The organism is Moorena sp. SIO3H5 (genome assembly GCF_010692395.1).
In the GTDB taxonomy this organism is placed as follows: Bacteria; Cyanobacteriota; Cyanobacteriia; order Cyanobacteriales; family Coleofasciculaceae; genus Moorena.
In genome coordinates, this window is the sequence record NZ_JAAHHS010000094.1 from 1 (window position 1) to 22,297 (window position 22,297).

At 43.3% G+C, this 22,297-nt stretch carries 18 protein-coding genes and 1 pseudogene; 4 read left to right on the top strand and 15 right to left on the bottom strand.

Features of this window, described 5'->3' with window-relative positions; translation table 11 throughout:
* Nucleotides 1-109: pseudogene (locus tag F6K52_RS13080) on the top strand (IS5/IS1182 family transposase); the annotation flags it as partial.
* A gap of 29 nt (nt 110-138) precedes the next feature.
* On the opposite strand, the gene petE reads toward F6K52_RS13080, so the two are convergent.
* Nucleotides 139-699, bottom strand: a complete 561-nt coding sequence (petE, locus tag F6K52_RS13085) for a plastocyanin (RefSeq protein ID WP_293078112.1) — start codon at nt 697-699, stop codon at nt 139-141.
* Nucleotides 700-1,035: 336 nt separating this feature from the next.
* Entirely contained in the window at nt 1,036-1,260 is a 225-nt protein-coding gene (locus F6K52_RS13090) for a hypothetical protein (RefSeq protein WP_293078114.1), read from the bottom strand.
* Between the two features lie 272 nt (nt 1,261-1,532).
* Here F6K52_RS13090 and F6K52_RS13095 point away from each other — a divergent pair, with 272 nt between their 5' ends.
* Entirely contained in the window at nt 1,533-2,144 is a 612-nt protein-coding gene (locus tag F6K52_RS13095) for a cupin (protein WP_293078116.1), read from the top strand.
* Nucleotides 2,145-2,222: 78 nt separating this feature from the next.
* Here the strand turns inward: F6K52_RS13095 and F6K52_RS13100 are convergent, their stop codons facing one another.
* The 6 genes from F6K52_RS13100 to F6K52_RS13125 form a co-directional block, all read right to left on the bottom strand.
* The gene (locus tag F6K52_RS13100) at nt 2,223-3,536 is read right to left on the bottom strand and encodes an aminopeptidase P N-terminal domain-containing protein (RefSeq protein ID WP_293078118.1); all 1,314 of its coding nucleotides are present in this window, start codon (nt 3,534-3,536) and stop codon (nt 2,223-2,225) included.
* Between the two features lie 49 nt (nt 3,537-3,585).
* Nucleotides 3,586-5,145 (bottom strand): response regulator, encoded by a 1,560-nt coding sequence (locus F6K52_RS13105; protein ID WP_293078120.1) that lies wholly within the window; start codon nt 5,143-5,145, stop codon nt 3,586-3,588.
* A gap of 216 nt (nt 5,146-5,361) precedes the next feature.
* On the bottom strand, nt 5,362-7,281 hold the full coding sequence (locus F6K52_RS13110) for a PAS domain S-box protein (RefSeq protein ID WP_293078122.1): 1,920 nt from the start codon (nt 7,279-7,281) through the stop codon (nt 5,362-5,364).
* A complete protein-coding gene (locus F6K52_RS13115) occupies nt 7,282-8,067 on the bottom strand; it encodes an MBL fold metallo-hydrolase (protein ID WP_293078124.1) in 786 nt (261 codons plus the stop codon). It abuts the gene before it with no gap.
* A 24-nt stretch (nt 8,068-8,091) separates the two neighbouring features.
* Nucleotides 8,092-8,709, bottom strand: a complete 618-nt coding sequence (locus F6K52_RS13120; protein ID WP_293078126.1) for an aminodeoxychorismate/anthranilate synthase component II — start codon at nt 8,707-8,709, stop codon at nt 8,092-8,094.
* Nucleotides 8,710-8,771: 62 nt separating this feature from the next.
* Nucleotides 8,772-9,416 (bottom strand): hypothetical protein, encoded by a 645-nt coding sequence (locus tag F6K52_RS13125; protein WP_293078128.1) that lies wholly within the window; start codon nt 9,414-9,416, stop codon nt 8,772-8,774.
* A 474-nt stretch (nt 9,417-9,890) separates the two neighbouring features.
* Between F6K52_RS13125 and F6K52_RS13130 the strand changes: the two genes are divergently transcribed.
* Complete coding sequence (locus F6K52_RS13130; RefSeq protein ID WP_293078131.1) at nt 9,891-10,598, top strand: hypothetical protein; 708 nt, start codon at nt 9,891-9,893, stop codon at nt 10,596-10,598.
* Between the two features lie 130 nt (nt 10,599-10,728).
* Here the strand turns inward: F6K52_RS13130 and F6K52_RS13135 are convergent, their stop codons facing one another.
* From F6K52_RS13135 to F6K52_RS13165, 7 genes are all read right to left on the bottom strand, one after another.
* Nucleotides 10,729-11,649, bottom strand: coding sequence for an N-acetylmuramoyl-L-alanine amidase (locus tag F6K52_RS13135; RefSeq protein WP_293078133.1), 921 nt, complete (start codon nt 11,647-11,649; stop codon nt 10,729-10,731).
* Between the two features lie 519 nt (nt 11,650-12,168).
* Nucleotides 12,169-13,653 (bottom strand): aldehyde dehydrogenase family protein, encoded by a 1,485-nt coding sequence (locus F6K52_RS13140; protein WP_293078135.1) that lies wholly within the window; start codon nt 13,651-13,653, stop codon nt 12,169-12,171.
* Nucleotides 13,654-13,980: 327 nt separating this feature from the next.
* Nucleotides 13,981-14,691, bottom strand: a complete 711-nt coding sequence (locus F6K52_RS13145) for a class II aldolase/adducin family protein (RefSeq protein WP_293078137.1) — start codon at nt 14,689-14,691, stop codon at nt 13,981-13,983.
* 639 nt (nt 14,692-15,330) lie between these two features.
* Nucleotides 15,331-15,789, bottom strand: coding sequence for a BON domain-containing protein (locus F6K52_RS13150; RefSeq protein ID WP_293078139.1), 459 nt, complete (start codon nt 15,787-15,789; stop codon nt 15,331-15,333).
* A gap of 183 nt (nt 15,790-15,972) precedes the next feature.
* Entirely contained in the window at nt 15,973-16,683 is a 711-nt protein-coding gene (locus F6K52_RS13155; RefSeq protein WP_293078141.1) for a fasciclin domain-containing protein, read from the bottom strand.
* 199 nt (nt 16,684-16,882) lie between these two features.
* The gene (locus F6K52_RS13160; protein ID WP_293078143.1) at nt 16,883-18,154 is read right to left on the bottom strand and encodes a HAMP domain-containing sensor histidine kinase; all 1,272 of its coding nucleotides are present in this window, start codon (nt 18,152-18,154) and stop codon (nt 16,883-16,885) included.
* Nucleotides 18,155-18,365: 211 nt separating this feature from the next.
* Nucleotides 18,366-19,043, bottom strand: coding sequence for a response regulator transcription factor (locus F6K52_RS13165; RefSeq protein ID WP_293078145.1), 678 nt, complete (start codon nt 19,041-19,043; stop codon nt 18,366-18,368).
* Nucleotides 19,044-19,365: 322 nt separating this feature from the next.
* Between F6K52_RS13165 and bchH the strand changes: the two genes are divergently transcribed.
* A partial coding sequence (bchH, locus tag F6K52_RS13170; protein ID WP_293078147.1) for a magnesium chelatase subunit H occupies nt 19,366-22,297 on the top strand: 2,932 nt, incomplete at its 3' end.

Genomic DNA, 22,297 nt, shown 5'->3' on the forward strand with positions numbered 1-22,297 from the left:
GGCTATCAATCGACTCAAGCAATGGAGACGTATCGCTACCCGGTATGAAAAACTTGCTGCCAATTATACAGCCATGATTACGATCGCCTGCATTCTTTTGTGGTTATAGTTTGAAAACACGCCCTAGTCCTAGCGCTACTATGATGCAGCTTCAACAATGATTGTGCCTCCCATGCCAGCACCACGGTGGGGGGCACAGTAGTAGGAGTATGTACCAGGCTCATCAAAGGTAGATTCATAGGAAGAACCCGCAGCCATCAACATGTTTTTATGACTCAGAGATGGATAGCCATCAACAATAACATTATGAGGACCAATTTTGTTCATCACCCACTTGACGGTCTCACCAGCTTTGATGGTAAGAACATTTGGTTCAAATTTTAGTTGCCCATTGTTTGTACCCATTTTTACAGTGTAAGTTTCTGCACCAGCTGCGGCAGCAGGCTCAAGTGCTCCAGCGACCTCAGTGGCTTCGGCTGGGGCTGGTTCTTCTTCTGCCACCTCAGTAGCTTCGGCTGGGGCGGCTTCTTCTTCAGCCACCTCAGTGGTTTCGGCTGGGGATTCTACCTCTTGGGCAACTTCAGCAGCTGGGGCAGGTGTGCTTTCTGGAGGAACAGTAGCTGTAGTGTCGCCAGCGCAACCATAGGTAAAGGTTAATATACAGACCGTTACCACAAGCAGTGATAGTAGCTTTTTCAATGCTATGTTTTTCATAAAAAAAAATTGAACCATGACTGTCAACGGTTCAATTATATGACAGGTTGTCACATACATGACAACCTGTCATACTTATGATCAAAGTTATTTAGGATCAGATTCCATAGAAGCCCTACATGTAAAGGGAAAGGCGGCTGGCACAGACATAGCGCGAGGCAGCAATTAAGTAATCTGCTAGTATGCCCAGGTAGTATGCCCAGGTAGTATGCCAACGGAAATGCTAAGCTACCATCACACCAAAAGCATTAGGTGTTCGCTCCACCGATGATCAGGGCATCTTAGCTGCGAGTGATCATCGGTGGACATGGTTAAGGAAGCTTATTTACCGGCACAAGGATTCTTTTTACTTGCACAAGGATTGGATTTACCGGCACAAGGATTCTTTTTACTTGCACAAGGATTCTTTTTACCAGCACAAGGATTGCCTTGCTCTGTAGTACTTTCACCAGGAGTAGTATTAGTTGCGGTACCACCACAGGATGTTACTAGTCCTAGAGTGACAATTGAGGCAGCAGCGATAGTAGCAATATACTTAATTTTCATTGCACTTCCCTCCTTTGCTTTAATGAAGGTTAATTTTTATCTGCATTGTACCTGAGTGATAATTGAATTGGCTTAGACTGAATTGGTTTAAACTGAATTACAACTGAGAGATAACTTAGGAATAGCTGAGAAATGACCAGCAATGATTGAACTGAAACCTAAAACCTAAAACCTAAAACCTAAAACCTAAAACCTGTTCGCGTAGCGTGCGCGTAGCGCTTAAGCTGAATGGTTATAAAACATCTATCCAAAACCTTGCTTAGGGTAACTTTATGGAAAGTAGTGATTGGTTGGTGACGAATCAAGGCAACTGTGAACCCTGTGAGATACCTAGTGACTGGGAATGGTCAACGAAACCCTATCGACTCTATCGGTTTCTGACTGACCTAGAGGATACTCTCGATCAGATTAACGATGAGCGCCAACTGCTCCAAGCCATTCGTCCTTTGGTACGTCGCTTACTCACTAGTTCCTACTGGCTACAGGGTGAATATCTTGAACCTAACCCTGACCCAGGCTGGTCGGTGCAAATGCTTTATGATGAAATAAATTATCCATTAACGGTCCAAAATGTAGTCTGGCTACCGGGAAGAGTGTCTCCCATTCACAATCATGGTACATGGGGAGTAGTGGCCGTGATCAGTGGGCAAGAAAAAAACACCTTTTGGCGGCGTACTGATGACCCAGATTTTTGCGATCGCATCGAACAAGTAGGAGAAAAAATCCTATTCCCTGGAGATATTATTAGTTTTCCCTCTGATGCAATCCATAGTGTGGAAGCAATGGGAGATGAACCAACAATTACCTTTAATATTTACGGAGAAACCAACTACGACCAGCGCTTTGAGTTTGATCCACTAACCCATACCGCAAAGACGTTTTGAATGAAGAATGAAGAATTAATTCTTCATTCTTCAACGCACCACCCACGGGCTGATATCTTGCTGTAGATGAACAATAGCTTAACTCTCTAGCTCCTCTACGGATTTCGGTACACCAGCAGTCAAGACTTCATTCCCTGACTCAGTCACTAACACATCATCCTCAATCCGAATCCCAATCCCGCGCCACCGCTGGTCAATAGCTGGCTGACCTTCCACAGGCTCAGTATCAGGACCAATATAAAGTCCTGGTTCCACGGTTACGACATTACCGGGCTGAAAAATCTGCCAGTTTTCCCCCTGTTTGTAGCCTCCACTGTCATGGACATCCAATCCCAGCCAGTGACCGGTGCGGTGCATATATAGATGTTTATATTTCTCCTCTTTAATAATTTCCTCACTATCACCGGCCAGGAGTCCCAAATCGATTAACCCTTCCACCAGGATTTTCACAGCGGTGTCATGAAATTGATTATAGGGATTCCCTGGTTTAACTTGTGCGATCGCATTCAACTGTGCCTTCAATACCAGCTCATACAGAATTTTCTGCTCTGGGGTAAACTTACCACCCACTGGAAATGTCCGAGTAATATCAGCGTTATAATACCCATAACAACAACCAGCATCAATCAGTAGTAAATCCCCCTCTTGCATCTGTCGATTGTTCTCGGTATAGTGTAATACGCAGCTATTCGCGCCAGATGCTACTATACTCGGGTAAGCCGGACCGATGGCACCTCGTCGCCGAAAATCATGTTCTAGCTCTGCCTGAACTTCATATTCATAACGTCCAGGTTGAGTAAATGCCATAGCATGGTTATGGGCATCCACAGAAATTTCCACAGCTTGACCCATCAACTTCAATTCCGTAGTACTCTTAACCCGGCGCATCCCATACAGAATTAAGTTAGTGGATTCGAGGGCCATCGGTCCGGTTCCATTTTTGGGATAAAGTCTCATCAACCTTTGCCAGTGTTTCAGGATGGTATCATTGAAACGCTTATCCCGTCCCAAGTGGTAATAAATTCGATCGGCTTTTTCTAAATACTGAGGTAACTTCTCATCCAACTCAGTAATCGGATAGGTCTCATCGGCACCAAATAGTTCTTTTGCTGCTTCCACACCTGTCCGATAGCCTGTCCAGACTTCTTTCTCTGGTTCTTTCGGTTGCACAAACAGAACAAATCGGTGTTCTTCGTGATGGGGCGCTAGTACAATTACGGCCTGTGGTTCATTGAAACCTGTCAAGTAAAAAAAATCGCTGTCCTGTCGGAAATTGTATTCCACATCATTATGCATAACGGCAACGGGGGCGCTCCGAAAGATAGCGGTCCCGTTGCCAATCTTACTCATCAACTGTTCACGACGCTCTTTATATTCGATTTGTGGAATCATTTAGTTATTGGTTAGTTGTTCGCTATATTTCTTTTTAGCCTAAGCCCACCTATATAGAACCGGTTAATGGCAATTTTACCGTATAGGTTGTACCGACTCCGACTTGACTAGTTAAGGTAATTTGACCACGATGCAAATCCACAAACTTGCGGATCATGCCTAACCCCATTCCTGAAGAAGACATAGAACCAATATTACTAGCTCGGAATAACGCTTCAAATAATTGCCCCTGACTTTCGGGCACAATTCCACTGCCTTGGTCTTTTACCTGAAACACAATTTGGTGATCTTCACAAAACATTTCCAAAGCAATCATACTACCCTTCAAGGAGTAATGAGTTGCTAAGGTCAGCAAATTGCTCAAAATTTGCCGTAGGATTTGTTCATCCAGCTCCACTAGGCCAGGGGAATCCTGAGGGAAAAACTGTATATTGTAGCGCTTTCCCACAAGAATTTGCTGCTCTTCCACTAAACTATGGCAGAATTCAAGCACATCTACGGGTACACAGTTAAGCTGGAGTTGACCGGATTCAGCCTTGCTTAAGGTCAGAACATCTTCCATAATTCGAGTCATTCGCATCACTGATGATTGAATCCGATACAAGTTTCTTTCTTGTTTGTGCGGTGACAACTTAGACCCGTATTTTTGCAGCAGTTCAGCAGCAGTTAAGATAATCGATAGGGGAGTGCGAAACTCATGGGAAATCCTAGCGATTAGGTCAGATTTCAGTGCCCCTAGTTCTTGTACTGCAGACAATATTTGACCCGCTTGAGCTTCAGCTTGTATGCTAGCGCCAGCTTTGGCTGGCAATTTGTCTCTTTCTACTGCCAATAATTCAGGTTTTTGCTGTTTACTGATATTCCACAGCACAAGAACTACACCATTTATGGTACCATCTTCTTCTGTAATGGGGGAAGCACTATTTCCCACCGCGATCTTGCTACCGTCTTTGGCAATCAAACCTATGCCCTGATCCCTAAAAATGACCCTTTCTTCCTGAATCACTTCCATGACTGGGTTCTGGAGTGGGGCATTAGTGAGTTCGTCTACAATTTGAATCACATCTGTAATGCTTTGCCCAGAAGATTCTGCTACTGTCCAGCCAGTGAGGGTTGCAGCTGCTCCGTTGATGTAGGTGATTGCCCCTGTTTCATTGGTAGCGATCACAGCATCATTAGTGGAGCTGAGTATTGTTGCTAACAAATTCTGCTGTTTGACTAACTCTTTTTCCAGCTGGTGCCGATAGAGGGCAGTTTCAATCGCTACCCGCAATTCCCGTTCGTTAAATGGTTTGATCAGATACCCGAACGGTGCTGTCATCTTAGCTCGGGCTAGGGTAGTCTCATCAGAGTGGGCTGTCAAATAGACTACTGGAATCTGGAATTGCTCTCGGATGCGCTGAGCAGCAGTTATGCCATCTATATCATTTGGATCTAAGGTAATATCCATCAGGACTAAATCAGGCTGGTTATTGGCAGTGCTGCTGATAGCGCCCGTCCCAGAGGTGACGCTATCGGTTACGGTGTATCCCAACTGTATGAGCTGTTCAGCAATAACTTCAGCTGTGATCGCTTCATCTTCAACCACTAAGATGTTTATTTGTGACATTTCCTAGTTATGGAATTGCTTTTAAAGTTACCGTGGGTTGTCCCTTGTCTTAACCTTGAAGCAAGCCAGTTTGTTCTCCCTACTTAATAACTTTTGCATTGGTTCTGTGCTGCCGTTTAGTTAACTGCATCATAACCTGATAGTTCTATATCACAAATCGAGATGAGTCTTTAAAAATTTACTAATGCTTTAAGCTTGTTTAAACAAATTTAAACTTTAGTGAAAGTTAATTTTAAACATAACACCATGACTTGTATCTAACTCAACTTCACCTTTGAGTTGCTTAGTGGCTAGGGTATGGACTAAGCGTAGACCCAGGGTCTTGGGGTTATCTAAATCTATACCTTCTCGGATGCCAAGACCATTGTCACTGACGATCAGTTCAAAATTGTTATCCTCACAGCACTTAAAGTCAACAATAATGTTACCGCCATCTTCTTCTGGAAAAGCATGTTTCAGGGCATTGGAGACTAACTCATTAATAATTAAACCACAGGTAATGGCCCTGTCGATGTCCAGAAATGTCTGAACGAAATTAACCTTAATCGTAGGGGGATTATTAGTACAGGCGTAAGATCCTAATAAGTCCTTAGTCAGGGATTGAATATAATCTTGGAAGTCAATCTGACTCAGATTCTTAGAGCCATAAAGTTTCTCATGGATTAAGGCCATGACTTGGAGACGATTACGGCTTTGACAGAGGATATCTAGGATACTTTGATCATCTATATATCGGGACTGGAGGTAAAGGAGTCCTGAGACAATTTGTAAATTGTTCTTGACCCGATGGTGAATCTCTTTAAGAAGTATGTCCTTGTTTTGAGCCTCTAGAGTTGCTGCTTCTGCTCTGATGCGATCGCTAATATCTCGACCTTCTGGGATTAACAACACTACATTTCCGTTTTCATCCCGCAATGGTTTCACGGAAAAATCCATTGTGATCACTTGACCCTGTAACCCTAGGACCGACCCTTGATAACGGACAAACTCACCGGTGGCTGCTTGAGCGATCGCATCTTTTAAACGATTCTCAGTTTGAGTAGACTGTGTCCACCATGGGATTTGCCAAAAAGGTTTACCCACAATCTCTGACTGAGTTAATCCGCTAAAGTCAAGGGCGGTTTGGTTGGCTTTGAGCAAGGTACCATCTGGTTGCAGCAGCCATGTAAATTGGCTGGTCTGGTCAAAGATGGCGTGAAATTTCCGCTCACTCGCGGCCATTGCTTCCTCGACTTGCTTGGCTTTGGTAATGTCAGTGACAATACCATCAATGCGTATGGGGTAGCCATGGTCATCGGTGTGAATTTCGACGTGATCACGAATCCAGCGCACCTGCCCATCAGACCGCACGATTCGATATTCTAAGTCTTGACCGTCAATTGCCAGGAGTGATTGGGGTGACAACGGCAATGATTTATTGTTGAGAAAATTTCGCTTCTGCTGAACTCGTTCTCGGTCTTCTGGGTGGATTACCTCTAGCCAAAGATTTGAGTTACCTGAAAAATCGGATATGCTATAACCATAAAGATTATTAACAGCGGAGTTTAAGTAAAGCAGTGTGGAGGTTTGGGGGCGCACGGACCAAACCACATCCTGGAGGGAACTCAAAATACTTTCGAGTCGATTTTCGCTTAACTGTAATGCTAATTCGTTTTTTCCGAGGGCTTCTTGAGCTAGAATCCGTCCGCGAATCTCTTTGGCGAGTCTAGAATTAGCAGTTAACAGCTCAGCAGTGCGTTGTTCAATCCGTAGTTCTAGCTCAAGGCTGGCTTTTCGTAACTTTTGGATCAGCTTCTGATTCTGGTCTTTTATCCAGCCGAGCCGCACAGCCAGTAAGACCACAACTAGAATCCCCAAACTCACCTCTACTGAACCCCCGGTTAAACTCGGTGGACCAAAGTGAACAGCAGAGGCATAGATCAGGTAAATTGCCCATACTGTTGCACTGGTAACTCCAGCAAGTAATCCGTCGATACTGGCAGTTAGGGCAACAGCAAAGAAAAGAAGTATAAAGGGAGTTGGAACAACAAACCCAAACTGGCGTAGGGTTTCAATCCAGAAAATCATGCCTACAACCGCCACTCCACCAGTCCAGAAAGGCGGCTGCAGTCTGGGTAAGGGGCTAGGCAAGCGCATTTAGAAGTTGTAGTTGTAACTCATTAGTTGAATCACTGACCCATCCTGGGATAAATCCCCTGAGCTAATCCTAATAGTATCGTTTTTGGCACGGCGTATGGGTGTGTCCTTCATCAATGTTAAGAACTCCTCCACTGGTAAAATATCACACTGTTCGGCATCAGCCCCCTTGGTTCGGAAATGAGTAGGAATCATGATCTTTGCCTTAAGGAAATCAAATGCCTGTTTAGCTTCTTGAGGGTTGTAGGCTTTCGGTCCCCCTCCCACTGGAATTAACGCTAAATCAGGACGGCCGATCAGAATTTTCTGCTCAATATCTAGAGGGGCTGCTGCTCCTCCCATATGTAGAATATTGATACCGTTTTGAGTCCATTTCCAAGCAACATTATTACCAAACCGACGTCCACCGACTCGGTCGTGAGGAATACTAATTCCCTCGAATTTTAGCCCATTTGCTTGAAAAATACCCGGTTCAAAGAGGAGCCGGGGACTCCCCGGTATGCCTTCCGCTGCTCCTTCATCTAGTAGTAGGCTACTGATTAGGACTAAATCTGCTTCTACTTTTGGTGAGTTATATCTAGCCGTACACCCAATGGTTTGGAATGGGTTGACTAAAACTCGCACACCACCCCCAGTAAATAAAAAGCAGGTATGACCAAGCCACTTTACTGTCAATACATTGCGTGATGGCTGTGCTTGGTAAGAACTGAGTCCAGAAGCTAAGCCGGTTGAAAGAGTTGTGAGTACACCGGCACTCACATAGCGCATCAACTGTCGCCGTTTCATGGTTTGTTGGAAACAAGTTTATGTTCAGGGAGATATAGAGAGAGTAGCAGATGCTGGCAGCGATTCTAAGAAGTTTTTTAGAAGTTGCTTACCAGAAGAGGTCAAAATACTCTCTGGATGAAATTGGACGCCTTCTATGTGTGTATAGTTCCGATGCCTAACTCCCATAATTGTGCCATCATCTACCCAAGCCGTGATTTCCAAGACATCAGGAAAGCTGCTACGGTCAATAACTAAGCTATGGTATCGAGTCGCTGTGAAAGGATTGGGTAATCCCCGAAAAACCCCAACCCCACTGTGATGAATCTCTGAGGTTTTGCCATGCATCAATACTGATGCCGAAACAATTTTCCCGCCAAATACCTGACCTAAGGCTTGATGACCTAAACAAACCCCTAAAATGGGTAGATTTGAACCCAAATTGCTGTAAATATCTTTTGATATGCCAGCGTCTTCAGGACGTCCTGGTCCTGGAGAAATCACTACCCCATCTGGGTTGAGCTGGCGAATTGTTTCTATATTTATTTTATCATTACGATAGACCTGAATCTCTGATGCTACAGGTAATTGGGTACCCAATTCTCCTAGGTACTGTACTAAGTTGTAGGTAAAGCTGTCGTAGTTGTCAATGACAATAATCATGACCGGTTACTCCCGATTGACCATAGGTTGCAGGTTATAAATTATAGATTATAGATTATAGATTACAGCTTAGTTGAAGTCTGCTCTGGTTTTAAGCTTAGTATTCCAATCAAAATGGAGAATATCTCTTCTGTATCCCTAGGAATAGTCTGACTTTGAATAGTTTTGGCAATGTGCTTCCGTTTCCTATCAAGGGTTCCAAATTTCCAAATATCCCCTAGAGTCACAGCACCATAAAGAATTTCAATAGATTCGTTCTCTTCATACTTATCTAAAGCAATTAGTTCGGCTGCTAACTGGTTGAAACCACCATCAATATCTTTATTTTTTGCTTCTATAATAATCAGATTTTGGTGACTTTTTAATAAGTAGTCTAGGGCTCCCCCTAGCTGATCGTTAATGTCTAGGGGATACTCAACATTGACTTTAACTGGGAGCAGCTTGGCAATTTCTAGGATTAGTGGGGCAATCAGAAATTCCCGTTTGGCAATTTCCGAGGTAATGCTTATTTTGGGAATAATGGTGTAGTAGGTATGGTTGAGTTGTTCAATGATATCTAGGTCATAGTTGGTAGACTTAGGGAGGTCAATTACTTCAATGCCGAAGGAGTAACCAAACTCACCAACAATTTCCTCAGTGGGATTGGTCATCGCAAAATAGTCACTAAATGTATACTTTCGGTTTTCTTTTAATATCGATTTTTTCATAAGTTGATTTTTTAGCTATTAGCTATCAGTTATCAGCTTAAGCGCTACGCGCACGCTACGCGAACAGTTATCAGCTTAAGCGCTACGCGCACGCTACGCGAACAGTTATCAGCTTAAGCGCTACGCGCACGCTACGCGAACAGTTATCAGCTTATGGCCTATGGGCACCCTGTCTTGATGCAATACAGAGTGGTTTTGGGTCTGCTTGGGTCACTTGCGTCCGCACCTGTCTTGCTTTTCGTCGTTGATTAAGTATTTATACTCATTTTTTCTGATTAAGAGCGTTCGCGTAGCGTAGCCCTTTATAGTTGGTAAGTGCTATGACAGTCAACGACTAATCGCTTTTTTAAGATGTACCTTATAATTTACTTTATCAACAGTCTCTTAGGCTACGCTGCACATCTCTTCCAATATCATAACAAGATAGTGTGATGTCTAAAATATAATTAGACCAGATCAGGAGACTGATTAACTATGGCATTCAGTGACTTTAAAACTATTGCTGATGTACAGAAACACTATCAAATTAAATACGAAGAGGGAACGTTTATAGTTTCTCAAGACACTGACCTACCTGAAACTTTCTTGAAAGACCTAGAGTTTTATAAAAAAACGATAGATGTATTCAGTTTGGACGCTTCCCGGAGTGAAATCATCATTTCTCCATTATTGCGAGAACTCTATAAAAAATACTATCAAACCTATGCTTTCTGGATTCAAAAAAGCATATTCTATGACCAACTTTTGTCAGGGACTCCTGACTACATATTTTCGACAAAATCAGAATTAGGAAAAACGGTTTTAGAAAAACCATTAGTTATTATTCTTGATGCAGTCGCTCATGGGGAGGGGCTGTGTGCGGAACCTGCGTCCGCACCTTGTAAGCCCCGTGGAAACCCCCAAGACCGCGCTGCATCGCTTATTGAAGCGAAGAAAAATGATTTTCAACAAGGTTGGGGGCAATGCCTTGCTGAATTAGTAGCTTCCCAAAAAATAAATCAAGATGTTCAACGTCCTGTTTACGGCATAGTTACTGATGGTAATCTATGGCAATTTGGACGATTACAAAGGGACATTTTTACGCAAAATATCGAAAATTTTACGATTGATAAATTGTCCCGATTATATGGAGCATTAGACTATCTTATCCTGTTAACGGAAAACTATACTAGTAATCAGTAATATTCGTTATTACCTTGAGCTAATCTAATTATTATAATATAATTCCTGTCCGCCATTAATCTCACGCTCCCCGATGGGGTGAGATTAATGGCAACTGCTGGTCGAATACTAAACTTCGCTCAAAGCTTTGCTAGTCAATCAATTTACTCCAAGTTTGTGGTCCAACAATACCATCAGCCGTTAAACCCTTTTGTTCCTGAAATCTGCTCACAGCACTTGCGGTGCCTGAACCAAAGATACCATCTGCCTGAGTTCCCACCCGACGTTGGAGATATTTTACCGTGGTACCTGCAGCATGATTAGGTCTAAGTATGGGTTGCTCAAGAATCTGATTAATAGTCTGCCATGTCGTCGAGTCACCAATACCAGTTTGGTTAATTCCTACAATAGCTTGAAATGTTTTTATTGCTGCGATAGTCGCCTCACCAAGAGCTCCATCTTCTACTAATGGCTGACCAGCAGGACTTTTAATTTTTAAGCGATTGAGAGATTTTTGTAATTCCAGCACATTATCGTCAGAGGAAGATTTAGTAGTTGGTGGTTCTTCTCCTGTTAATCCTTTCACAATTGCATTAGCCAATGCTTCTGGATCGTAGAGTTCCATATCTTTCTTCGAATCACAAAAGCAGATTTCGATCAGAATTGCTGGCATATTGGTATATCGGAGGACATATAAATGAGAGCCATTTTTAACCTTTCTATTGAAGTAACCCAACTCGACTATTTTTTCTAAAACTGGCTGGGCAATTTTTTTGGCAGTATCACTAATCGCAAATACTTCTGTTCCATTAGCTTGACCATTAAACCCATTAAAATGAATTGAAACAAACTGATCAACTCGATTAGCATTGGCTATATTGCACCGTTGCCGCAGTGAGCTGCCCAAAGTACTCGCACTCTTAGGCTTGCATTCAACTACCTGATGTCCCAAGTCTCTCAATTTGGAAATGACTCTCGTTCCCACGTCCCTATTCATTTCATCTTCTACTCTGATACCTTGAGCTCCTGAATCAGCACGCAAGTTGTGACCAATATCAATTCCGTATTTCATGATACCTTCTCAATCTCTATAATTAGCCCTTTTATCCAATTCTCTTCTATGTTAGTCTATGTAAGCGGTGCTTCACAAAATTTAATAAACTGCTGCTAAATGGAAAACTCACACTGAACACTTGTTTTTTTCTAAATTGATCCGGATCAAGAAACGTTAAGGAATAACATCATAGGACTTTAAATTATTGTCCGAGTATAATATCAAGTCTGGTTAACTAGCCATAATCAATAAAATTGATGGGGAGATGGGGAGATAGGGAGATGGGGAGATAGGGATATTTATATTAAAGGGTAATTATCGGGAGATGCTATAATAAGCAATTGTTCTGAACTTTAATCTGAACTTTAAGTTCAACTTTGAACACAGCATAAAGTAATGGGTAATAGGAAATTGGCTGACAATTCCCCATTACCCATTACCTTGTCCCAAATTACCAACTAACTAGCTGTAGCCTTCTTTTGCTGTAGCCTTTCAGGTTGTTGATAGTAAAACCCAGGCTTTGAGATTGCTACAATCCTACAATTTAACGGTAACTGTCTTGACCTCAGTGTATTGCTGCAAGCCATACTCCCCAAGTTCACGACCAATGCCAGACTGCTTGAAACCACCGAAGGGAGCAGCGGCATCAAACACATCGTAGCAGTTCACCCAGACAGTACCAGCACGGACATTGTTTGCGATCGCATGAGCTTTAGTAATATCTTGTGTCCATACAGCTGCGGCTAAGCCATACATGGTATCATTTGCCCGCTTAATCACTTCATCAATATCTTTGAACTTAATAATGCTCATCACTGGTCCAAAGATTTCTTCTTGGGCAATCTTCATTTGATCTTGGACATCAACAAACACTGTCGGTTCGATGAAGTAACCGCGATCGCCAACTCGGCCACCACCACACAACATCTGAGCTCCTTCTTGCTGACCATACTCAATATAGCTCATCACCTTATTGAACTGTTCGAGATCCACTTGGGGACCCTGTTCTGTCTTGGCATCAAACGGGTCACCAACTGTGCGATTTTGCGCCCGTTTCACACACTTGTCTACAAACTCGTCATAGCACTTCTCTTCCACAAACAGCCGGGAACCAGCACAACAGCACTGTCCTTGGTTAAAGAACAGGGCAAAGTGAGCGCCCTCAATGCTTTTATCCATGTCAGCATCAGCAAAGACAATGTTAGGACTCTTACCACCAAGTTCTAGAGTGACCCGCTTGAGGTTACTCTTAGCAGCAGCTTCCATAATTAGATGCCCTACCTCAGTCGAGCCGGTAAAGGCAACTTTATCGATATCCATATGATGTGAAATCGCAGCCCCAGCGGTTGGTCCATAGCCTGAGAGAAGATTCACCACACCAGGAGGGAAACCTGCTTCGATAATCAGTTCACCGATCCGCAACGCTGATAAAGGAGTCTGTTCCGCCGTTTTCATTACCACGGTGTTACCAGCTGCCAATGCTGGGCCTAACTTCCAAGCTTGCATCAACAGTGGAAAGTTCCAAGGAATAATCTGACCAACCACTCCCACAGGTTCATGGCGCGTGTAGCAGAAGTAGGGTCCGCTAATGGGAATTGTTTTGCCTTGAATCTTATCTGCCCAGCCAGCATAGTACCGATAGCAAGCAATGACTAGAGACACATCTGCATTAAAGGAATCACGATAGGGCTTCCCATTGTCTAGGGTTTCCAGCCGTGCTATTTCTTCCTTGTTTGCTTCGATTAAGTCAGCTAGCTTGTAGAGTAACTCCCCCCGCTGGGTGGCAGACATTTTCGGCCATTCTCCACTGGTAAAGGCTGTCCTAGCCGCCACTACTGCTTTATCAACGTCTGGGGCATCAGCCTCAGCCACATCACAGATCACCTCTCCTGTAGCAGGGTTAATCGTCTCGAATCGTTTCCCAGAGGTGCTCTCTACCCATTCGTTATTAATCAGCAGCTGAGTTGGGCCGATTTTGACCGTTGGCTGTGGTGTTGTCTTTGGTGTAGGGGCAGTGACCATAATCGTCTTCTGTCGTTAAGTTGATTTTTTATGACATTCTCAATTCTAAGGGTGGATTGTAAACTGAAAATTTAACTAAAACTATATTTTTTATTAATATTTTATTGACTAGTGTTAACTAAATTTAAATTTTTGCTTAATTTTCTTAACACTTTAACTATAGCACCCCTAATTATCCCTATGCTAGTATCTATAGGGGTTCTGATATTAATGAGGTTGTACACACTTATTTTTTACCTGTTCCCTGTTCCCTACTTCCTATTCCCTAAAATCCTAAGCTTGTGTACCTAAACTATTTGATAAATTCTATAAAATATTACTATCCAATCACCCATTACCAATGTTTGGCTGAACTCCATAGGTTTTAAACTTTTCTATAACTATCTGCATTTCTTCATCACTCAATAATTGAGGTTCTCCATAAATCTTGTTAACGCTGAGGATTTTGATATACATTTGAGCCAAGGTTTCTAGCTCTTGGGCGACTTTCAGAGCGTGGCTTAAATCTTTACCACAGGCAATCATACCATGATTTTTTAACAAACAGGCAAGGGAATTTTCTAATGCTTTTAGGGCATTGTTGCTAAGTTCTTGAGTGCCAAAGGTAGCATACTCAGCTACCTTTATACTGCTCCCACCTGTCCTAGCCACCATATAATGAAAGCTGGGTATAGCTATACCCATACAAGCCAATGCTGTAGCATGGATGCTATGAGTATGGACAATAGCATTGACATCAGTTCGATTCAACAGTATGTCATAGTGAAATCGCCATTCACTGCTGGGTAAATAACGATTATTCTCAGCAAAAACAGGTTCTTTGTCTTTGCCGAAGTAAATTTTGCAGAGTTTCTCAGGAGTTAGGTCTTCGTAGTCTAGTCCACTGGGAGTGATTGCTATTGCCTCACCGATACTGTCTCTAACCCTGACACTGACATTACCACTGGTACCTTGATTGATACCAAGACTGTTCATGCTAAGACAGGTATCAATGATCTGCTGGGCGGTTATGCTTTCAACAGGGATTGACTTGATCATTATAACTAAGTTGCACCTGATCCGGGAATTTGGGGACTTTATCAACAATCCTATCCCCTTTAGCTGCACACAAATATAGCAATCGTCCTAGGTAAACAATGGTCCGTTAGTTCGTCAGTTTGAGTGCAAACTATCACTGTTGAGGAATCATAAGAGATTGCTATAGATACCTATACACCGATAATCCCAGCCAATCTTAATCTTTTTATCAGTATTGTTCCCCTTGCTGCAATCAGAATCAATTGCTAGGTATAGCCATGGCAATTAATTTATTGACAAGAACAGGGGATATTATTCTTCAGATGCGCGCCCGTTCGCGTCCCGCGTCGGCAAAGCCCGAAAGGTGCGCGCACCAAAGCGCGAATTTAATTCTTAATGGTAAGAGCGCACCTAAGAATTTTCCGCCTCCTGCACCTCTTTCTCCTGTTAACCATATTCCCTATCTTCCCGCTCTTCCGCTGTTTCACAACTCAAATAGGACGGCTAGAGGATGAATGAAAGCCGAGGCACACTCAACAACAAAAGTCGCCTAGTACTATGGCAAAAGCAATAGGCGACTAACTCCTCTCTATGGATTAGATAATTACATCAATTAGGTAACATTGGCAACAACAGAGTGGTACTTGACCAAATCAGCGATCAGCTGTTTGGCTCTTTGACAGTAGCTTGAACATCCACGCTCTGAACACCTTCAACCTGGATTGCCAAAGGTGCAATCTGACTCAATTGATCATCAGACAAGACTTTTCCTGAGATAGTCACAATTCCCTCTGCCGCTTCAACTTCTAACTGGCTATTGGGGAGATTGGTTGCCAAATTATTAAGTACTAAACTGGCTAGTTGCTGATCTTCATCAAAGTTTTCTAAGTTACCCAAGGCTTGATTTTGCTCTTGAGTAGTTCCAAGGTTCGACTCGATTTCCTCTTCGGTTCCTTGGAGCATAGCATCCCCTTGGTTTCCTTCAGACCGTAAGGTGACTAGTTCTTCATCGTTTTGATCTATAGAGTAAGAAGCTTCATCACTTGTTTTAGCTTCATCGCAAGCAGCAGCACCAAACAGAATTACTCCACCTAGTAAAATTGGCATCAACTTATTCATCTTTGATTTCTCCTTATTCTATCCTTGTATTTACTCCAATCGAGTCCGGTTAATCACTTGATATTTAGGTAAATTGCGATATCTTAAGTCTTAAGTATTCAGTAAAATTTTACAGTGTAAAATTATCTAATAAACCTAACTAATAAGTAGTCAAACGAACGGGATATCCCACAAACACCAAACTTATTCAGCTGAATTTTCTAAATCTGAATTTGGCATGGCTTCTGTTGGTGCTGGTTCCGATTGAGCATGAGATCTTGAGGGCAGAATTACATGGTCAACAACATGAATAATGCCGTTATCAGCTTTAATATCTGCTTGAGTTACCTGGGCATTGTTGACACTAACATTACCTTCTTCACCCACTTTTACTGTTACCGACTTTCCAGCCATAGTGATAATTTCTCCCGACTGGATTTGACTGCTATCAACTGCACCACTTATAACATGATACTTTAGCAGCTTTATCAGTACATCTTTGTTTTCTGGTAGTAGTAGACTGTCTAAAGTATTTGCTGGCAGTGCAGCAAAAGCATCATCGGTGGGAGCAAAAACCGTGTAGGGTCCTTCACCTGCTAAGGTTTCTGTTAAGCCTGCTGCCTCAATTGCTTTGACAAGGGTTTGAAATTGATCATTGCTCGCAGCTTGCTCTACTAGGTTACTGGTTGTAGATTCAGCCTCCGTAGTAGCTGGAATTTCTACCTTTTCACCTTCTTGAAGGGGTTTGCTCAAGGAATCGGGGGCGCTTTCTAACATAGACTCAGTCATAGACTCAGTTGCACCATTGAGAGCATCTTTAACTGAGTTTTCTGTTTTTTCTTTCGCTATTGCCGGGAAACTGATCAGAGCACCTAATCCCAGAATACCTGTTAGCAACTTAATGCGAGTTTTCATTTAGATCATCTCTCCTGAATGCTAGGTATAGTTGACGCTTTCCAACTAAACGGCTTCATAGTTTGAGATTATTACCCAAAAGTAAAAAACTCGGTAAGGAAGTTAGAAATTAGGGAGTAGGGAGTAGGGAGTAGGGATTAGGGATTAGGATAATGGTATAATAATCAGACAACAAAATCCCAACCTAGAAGCTATTTTCCTAAACCAGGGGTAAACGTATCTGAAAGCAGCTACCAACCCCAACCTGAGACGTAAGGGTGATTTTTCCCCCATGATTGTGAGTGATTGCTTGAGCGATCGCAAGTCCCAATCCCGTACCCCTCTCGCGGCGAGAACGAGCTTTATCCGCACGCCAGAAGCGATCAAACACAAACGGCTGATGTTCAGGAGCAATACCAATGCCAGTATCCTGAATTATGACCAGGGCACAGCGATTCTGTTTAGCAACGGTAAGAACCACTTTGCCTTGAGGGGGTGTGTATTGCAGGGCATTTTCTAGCAAGTTGGAAAATAAACGGGTCAGTTGCCCTTCATCCCCAATTACAGAAACTGTTGTAAGGCAGTGATATTCCAAGGTAATCTGCTTATCTTGAGCATATGATTCTAACAATTCCACTAGATTCTGCAAAACTGTGTTGAGGGAAATTGGGACTGACTTTCGGGTCGGAATTGACAAAGCAGCATCAGTACGAGCTAAAAATAGTAAGTCTTCTGCTAAGTGGCTCATCTGGTCTGTAGCGCTAGCAATAGCCACTAACTTCTTAGCATCCTTGGGATGAATTCGCTCAGGATGATTTCGCATCACATCAACAGAGGCTTTAATTGCTGTTAGAGGACTGCGCAATTCATGGGAGGCATCAGCAGTAAACTGTTTAAGCTGTTTAAAACTTTGCTCAATGGGCTCAAGAGCTTTCTGGGTCAGCCAAAGTCCACCAATACCAACAAACCCTAGAGCGATCATTCCTCCCATTCCTAATCCCCAAAATAGTTGGCTTTGAACGATTTCTACATCCTCTGTGGATTGACTGGCTCGAATATAGCCCTCTAGGGATGGCTGGCTTGGTTTCGAGGTGTCTTTAAAGACAGAAATTGTAAAGGTTCTAATTGGCTTTGATGTCTCGGGGAGTTGTAGAGTCTTGGAACCAAGTTTTGGCGGGAAAGTCAACACAATCACACCTCGCCTTGCCAATAGTTTACCGTTAGCATCAAACCATTCTAGGCTTTGTTGGTCTCGGTTAAAAATATCTCGCCAGGGGACTTCATCAACTTGTTCAATGTATTGACTACCTTTCACTTCTACTTCAGTAAATGATGGAGCGGCGGATTGGGCTAAAGTCCGTAGTTTTTTGTCAAGTTGCTGGTACAGACTCTGTGTTAAAAAAACATAGACGCCCGCACCAAATACACTCAAAATTGCCGCCATTACCATCAGGTAATATAACAGAAGACGCCAGCGCAGACCTTTAAACATCTGGTAATTAGTAATTAATAATTAGTAATTGGGAATTTCTAACTGACCCAACTATACTTGATATCATTCGTTGCTTCACGAACGCCGTTAACTTGCCAACATTCAACCTGCCAACATTCAACCTGCCAACATTCAACCTGTCAACATTCAACCTGCCAACCTACCAACCTGCTAACCTGCAACCTTAAACAGTAACAACTGAATAGTTAGATTAGGGATTTTCTTTCAGACGATAACCCAAACCATAGACTGTCTCAATCAAATCAGAGGGAGCTCCTGCTGCGTCGAGTTTCTGTCGTAAACCTCGGATATGAGCTTTAACGGTTGCTTCTTCTGGTAGTCGTTCAAAGGACCAGAGGTTTTCCAGGATTTGAGCACGGCTAAACACACGGCGAGGATGGCGCAGGAAAAATTCTAGCAGAGCATACTCTTTTGGACTTAGGGACAAGAGGTTGTCTTTATAGAAGACTTCACAAGTACTGGGGTCAAGGCGAAGGGAATCCCATTCCAGTACAGGTGGTAAGGTAGTATTTCCCCGGCGCAGTAAGGCCCGAATCCTAGCGGACAACTCTCCTAAATCAAAGGGTTTTATTAGATAATCATCTGCACCAGCATCCAGTCCTACAATTTTATCACTGATGGTATCCCGAGCCGTCAGCATTAGAATGGGAGTAGAGTCGCCTTGGGAGCGCAACTTGCGGCAAAGGGTAATACCATCAATCTTTGGCAGCATCACATCTAACAAAATTAAATCATAGCTGAAGTTCTCTACTAGTTCCCTACCCACTTGACCATCATTGGCAACATCCACGACATAATGCTGGTCGGTGAGGTCTTCAGCCAGGGCGTCGGTAATCCGCTCATCATCTTCTACTAGTAAAATCCTCATCTTCAGCACCTCTAACCTCTAAATGATTACCTGACTTTTCTCTTTGATTATGACCAATTTTTTGACAACTGTAGAAAAATTAGGGAATTTTCCATGATACTGGCAAGATGATTGATATTAAGTTCTCATACTTTTATCGTCGAGTATTTTTTCCTTGTCTAAAGTTTTCTTGTCCGAAGTTACTGACAACTGCGCTAAAGTCTAATTAATAATTCTTCTCAATCATGGCACGACTTACCCAAGGCCACTGGGAGTGTTAGCCGATCAGTACGATTATGATCAAATATGATCAAAGTGTAAAGAATTATTTCGAGCGGGTTCCATGAAACGCATTGTACTGATAGCAGGATTTGAATCCTTCAACGCTGACTTGTATCGCAAAGCTGCTGAGTTAGCTAGCTCCCGCTGTCCGGAACTGGATATTAGAGTATTTAGCGATCGCGAAATCACTGCCAACCCTGATACTGTAGAGGCTGCCCTCGAAGATGCCCAAGTCTTCTTCGGTAGTCTACTATTCGATTATGACCAAGTGTTATGGTTACGCGATCGCATCCAACACATCCCCATCCGCTTGGTATTCGAGTCAGCTCTAGAACTGATCAGCCTGACTCAAATTGGTCAGTTCAAAATTGGGGATAAACCCAAGGGCATGCCCAAGCCAGTTAAATTCATCCTCGACAAATTCAGCAACGGACGAGAAGAAGACCGCTTAGCCGGTTATATCAGTTTTTTGAAAATTGGTCCGAAGCTGCTGAAATATATTCCTGCTAGAAAAGTCCAAGACTTGCGCAATTGGCTAATTATCTACGGTTACTGGAATGCTGGTGGCTCAGACAATGTGGCATCTATGTTCTGGACCCTGGCAGAGAAATACTTAGAGCTGAAAGTCGGAGAAATTCCGCCACCAGTGGAAACTCCAAACATGGGGCTACTCCATCCGGACTACGACGGGTATTTTGAATCCCCACGACAATACCTAGAATGGTACAAAAGCTTAAACGTTAAACAATTAAACCTTAGTGGGAAAAGCCCTACCAGCCCACTAGCTTCTCAACACAACCTTAGAGAAAACCCTGTTGTTGGTATTCTGCTTTATCGCAAACACGTAGTTACAAAACAACCTTATATTCCCCAGTTAATTCGCTACTTTGAGGAAGCTGGATTAACTCCTTTACCCATCTTTATCAATGGTGTAGAAGGTCATGTAGCCGTGCGGGATTGGATGACATCTGCTTATGAAACCCAACAGCGGCAACTGGATAACGTAGAAACTCCTTCCCTGTCTAAAGACGCTGTAGAAGTTGATGCCATTGTGTCTACCATCGGTTTCCCGTTGGTAGGGGGTCCAGCTGGTTCTATGGAGGCAGGAAGACAAGTGGCTGTAGCTAAACGTATTCTCACTGCTAAGAATGTCCCTTATTGTATTGCTGCACCCCTACTGATTCAAGATATTTACTCTTGGACAAGACAAGGCATTGGGGGGTTGCAAAGTGTCGTTTTATATGGATTGCCGGAATTGGATGGAGCGATTGATACTGTACCCCTAGGTGGTTTAGTCGGAGAAAATATTTATCTGATTCCCGAACGAGTTAAACGACTGACTGGACGGGTCAAGCGTTGGATTCAACTCAGACAAACCCCACCAGACCAAAGACGAATTGCGATTATTCTCTATGGTTTCCCTCCTGGGTATGGAGCAACAGGAACAGCAGCCTTATTGAATGTACCGCGATCGCTTCTTAAATTCCTCCACGCTCTAAAGGAACAAGGTTACACTGTTGGCGAATTACCAGAAGATGGAGAAGAACTAATCCGCTGGGTGAAAGCAGCAGACGAAGGATTGAATGGTGACAGCTTGAATAGTGACAGCTTGAATGGTGAATGTTCTAACCAGCAACCAGCAACTAGCAACCAGCAACCAGCAACCACAGTTAACGTTAAAACCCTACAAGAATGGCTAGGCTACTTGCTAACTACCCGTATTGAGAAACAATGGCAATCCTTGACTGGTACAGGAATCAAAACCAATGGGGATGAGTTCGAGATTGGTGGGATTGAGTTAGGAAATGTCTGGATTGGGGTACAACCACCCCTTGGTATTTCTGGAGACCCGATGCGGCTGATGTTTGAGCGAGACTTGACCCCACATCCCCAGTATACGGCCTTTTATAAGTGGTTACAGAATGATTTTGATGCCCATGCGGTGGTGCATTTTGGCATGCATGGCACCGTGGAATGGTTGCCTGGCTCGCCTCTGGGGAATACGGGGTATTCTTGGTCGGATATTTTGCTAGGAAATATCCCGAATCTATATATCTATGCTGCCAATAATCCTTCAGAGTCAATGTTAGCCAAGCGTCGCGGTTATGGGGTTTTGGTTTCCCATAATGTACCCCCTTATGGTCGGGCTGGTTTATATAAGGAGTTGGTCGTGCTACGGGATTTAATCTCGGAGTATCGGGAGGACCCTGAAAAGAATTATGCCTTGAAAGAAGCAATTTGTAAAAAGATTGTCGATAGTGGGTTAGATACCGATTGTCCCTTTGAGGATGCTAAGGGTTTGGGAATTGCTTTCAGTCCAGAGAATGCCCAGATGTTTAGTGCTGATTCCTTCAATCGCTATCTTGTCAAGTTGTACGATTACCTGCTAGTGCTGGAACAACGATTGTTTTCCTCTGGGCTGCACACTCTAGGTCAAGTGCCTGATTCGGAACAGTTAGAGTCTTATCTGCGGGCTTATTTTGGGGAAGATGTCTCGGAAGCAATGGTTAAAGCCATTGTCGATGGAGAATTTGAATCCCAAACACCAGAAGCACGTGAACAGGTCGAGGATGAGAAGGTTGAGGAGGCGTTACGGATTGGTGAGTTGTTGATGCAGACTGGGGAAGAGTTGAGCAATTTGTTGCGGGGGTTGAATGGGGAGTATATTCCTCCAGCTCCTGGGGGGGATTTGTTGCGGGATGGTCCTGGGGTTTTGCCAACAGGACGGAATATTCACGCTTTGGATCCTTATCGGATGCCCTCTCCGGCAGCTTATGAACGGGGCAGGGAGGTGGCCAGGAAAATTATTGCCCAGCATCTTGAGGAACATCAGGAGTATCCGGAAACTGTTGCGGTAATGCTATGGGGATTGGATGCGATCAAGACTCGTGGGGAATCCTTGGGGATTTTATTGGAGTTGGTGGGTGCAGCACCTGTTAAAGAGGGAACGGGACGGATTGTACGGTATGATTTGATGCCCTTGGCTGAGGTAA

Coding starts and splice junctions, on each gene's coding strand:
- F6K52_RS13090 (WP_293078114.1), bottom strand. CDS start 1,260: ATGAAAATTAAGTATATTGCTACTATCGCTGCTGCCTCAATTGTCACT.
- F6K52_RS13095 (WP_293078116.1), top strand. CDS start 1,533: ATGGAAAGTAGTGATTGGTTGGTGACGAATCAAGGCAACTGTGAACCC.
- F6K52_RS13100 (WP_293078118.1), bottom strand. CDS start 3,536: ATGATTCCACAAATCGAATATAAAGAGCGTCGTGAACAGTTGATGAGT.
- F6K52_RS13105 (WP_293078120.1), bottom strand. CDS start 5,145: ATGTCACAAATAAACATCTTAGTGGTTGAAGATGAAGCGATCACAGCT.
- F6K52_RS13110 (WP_293078122.1), bottom strand. CDS start 7,281: ATGCGCTTGCCTAGCCCCTTACCCAGACTGCAGCCGCCTTTCTGGACT.
- F6K52_RS13115 (WP_293078124.1), bottom strand. CDS start 8,067: ATGAAACGGCGACAGTTGATGCGCTATGTGAGTGCCGGTGTACTCACA.
- F6K52_RS13120 (WP_293078126.1), bottom strand. CDS start 8,709: ATGATTATTGTCATTGACAACTACGACAGCTTTACCTACAACTTAGTA.
- F6K52_RS13125 (WP_293078128.1), bottom strand. CDS start 9,416: ATGAAAAAATCGATATTAAAAGAAAACCGAAAGTATACATTTAGTGAC.
- F6K52_RS13130 (WP_293078131.1), top strand. CDS start 9,891: ATGGCATTCAGTGACTTTAAAACTATTGCTGATGTACAGAAACACTAT.
- F6K52_RS13135 (WP_293078133.1), bottom strand. CDS start 11,649: ATGAAATACGGAATTGATATTGGTCACAACTTGCGTGCTGATTCAGGA.
- F6K52_RS13140 (WP_293078135.1), bottom strand. CDS start 13,653: ATGGTCACTGCCCCTACACCAAAGACAACACCACAGCCAACGGTCAAA.
- F6K52_RS13145 (WP_293078137.1), bottom strand. CDS start 14,691: ATGATCAAGTCAATCCCTGTTGAAAGCATAACCGCCCAGCAGATCATT.
- F6K52_RS13150 (WP_293078139.1), bottom strand. CDS start 15,789: ATGAATAAGTTGATGCCAATTTTACTAGGTGGAGTAATTCTGTTTGGT.
- F6K52_RS13155 (WP_293078141.1), bottom strand. CDS start 16,683: ATGAAAACTCGCATTAAGTTGCTAACAGGTATTCTGGGATTAGGTGCT.
- F6K52_RS13160 (WP_293078143.1), bottom strand. CDS start 18,154: ATGTTTAAAGGTCTGCGCTGGCGTCTTCTGTTATATTACCTGATGGTA.
- F6K52_RS13165 (WP_293078145.1), bottom strand. CDS start 19,043: ATGAGGATTTTACTAGTAGAAGATGATGAGCGGATTACCGACGCCCTG.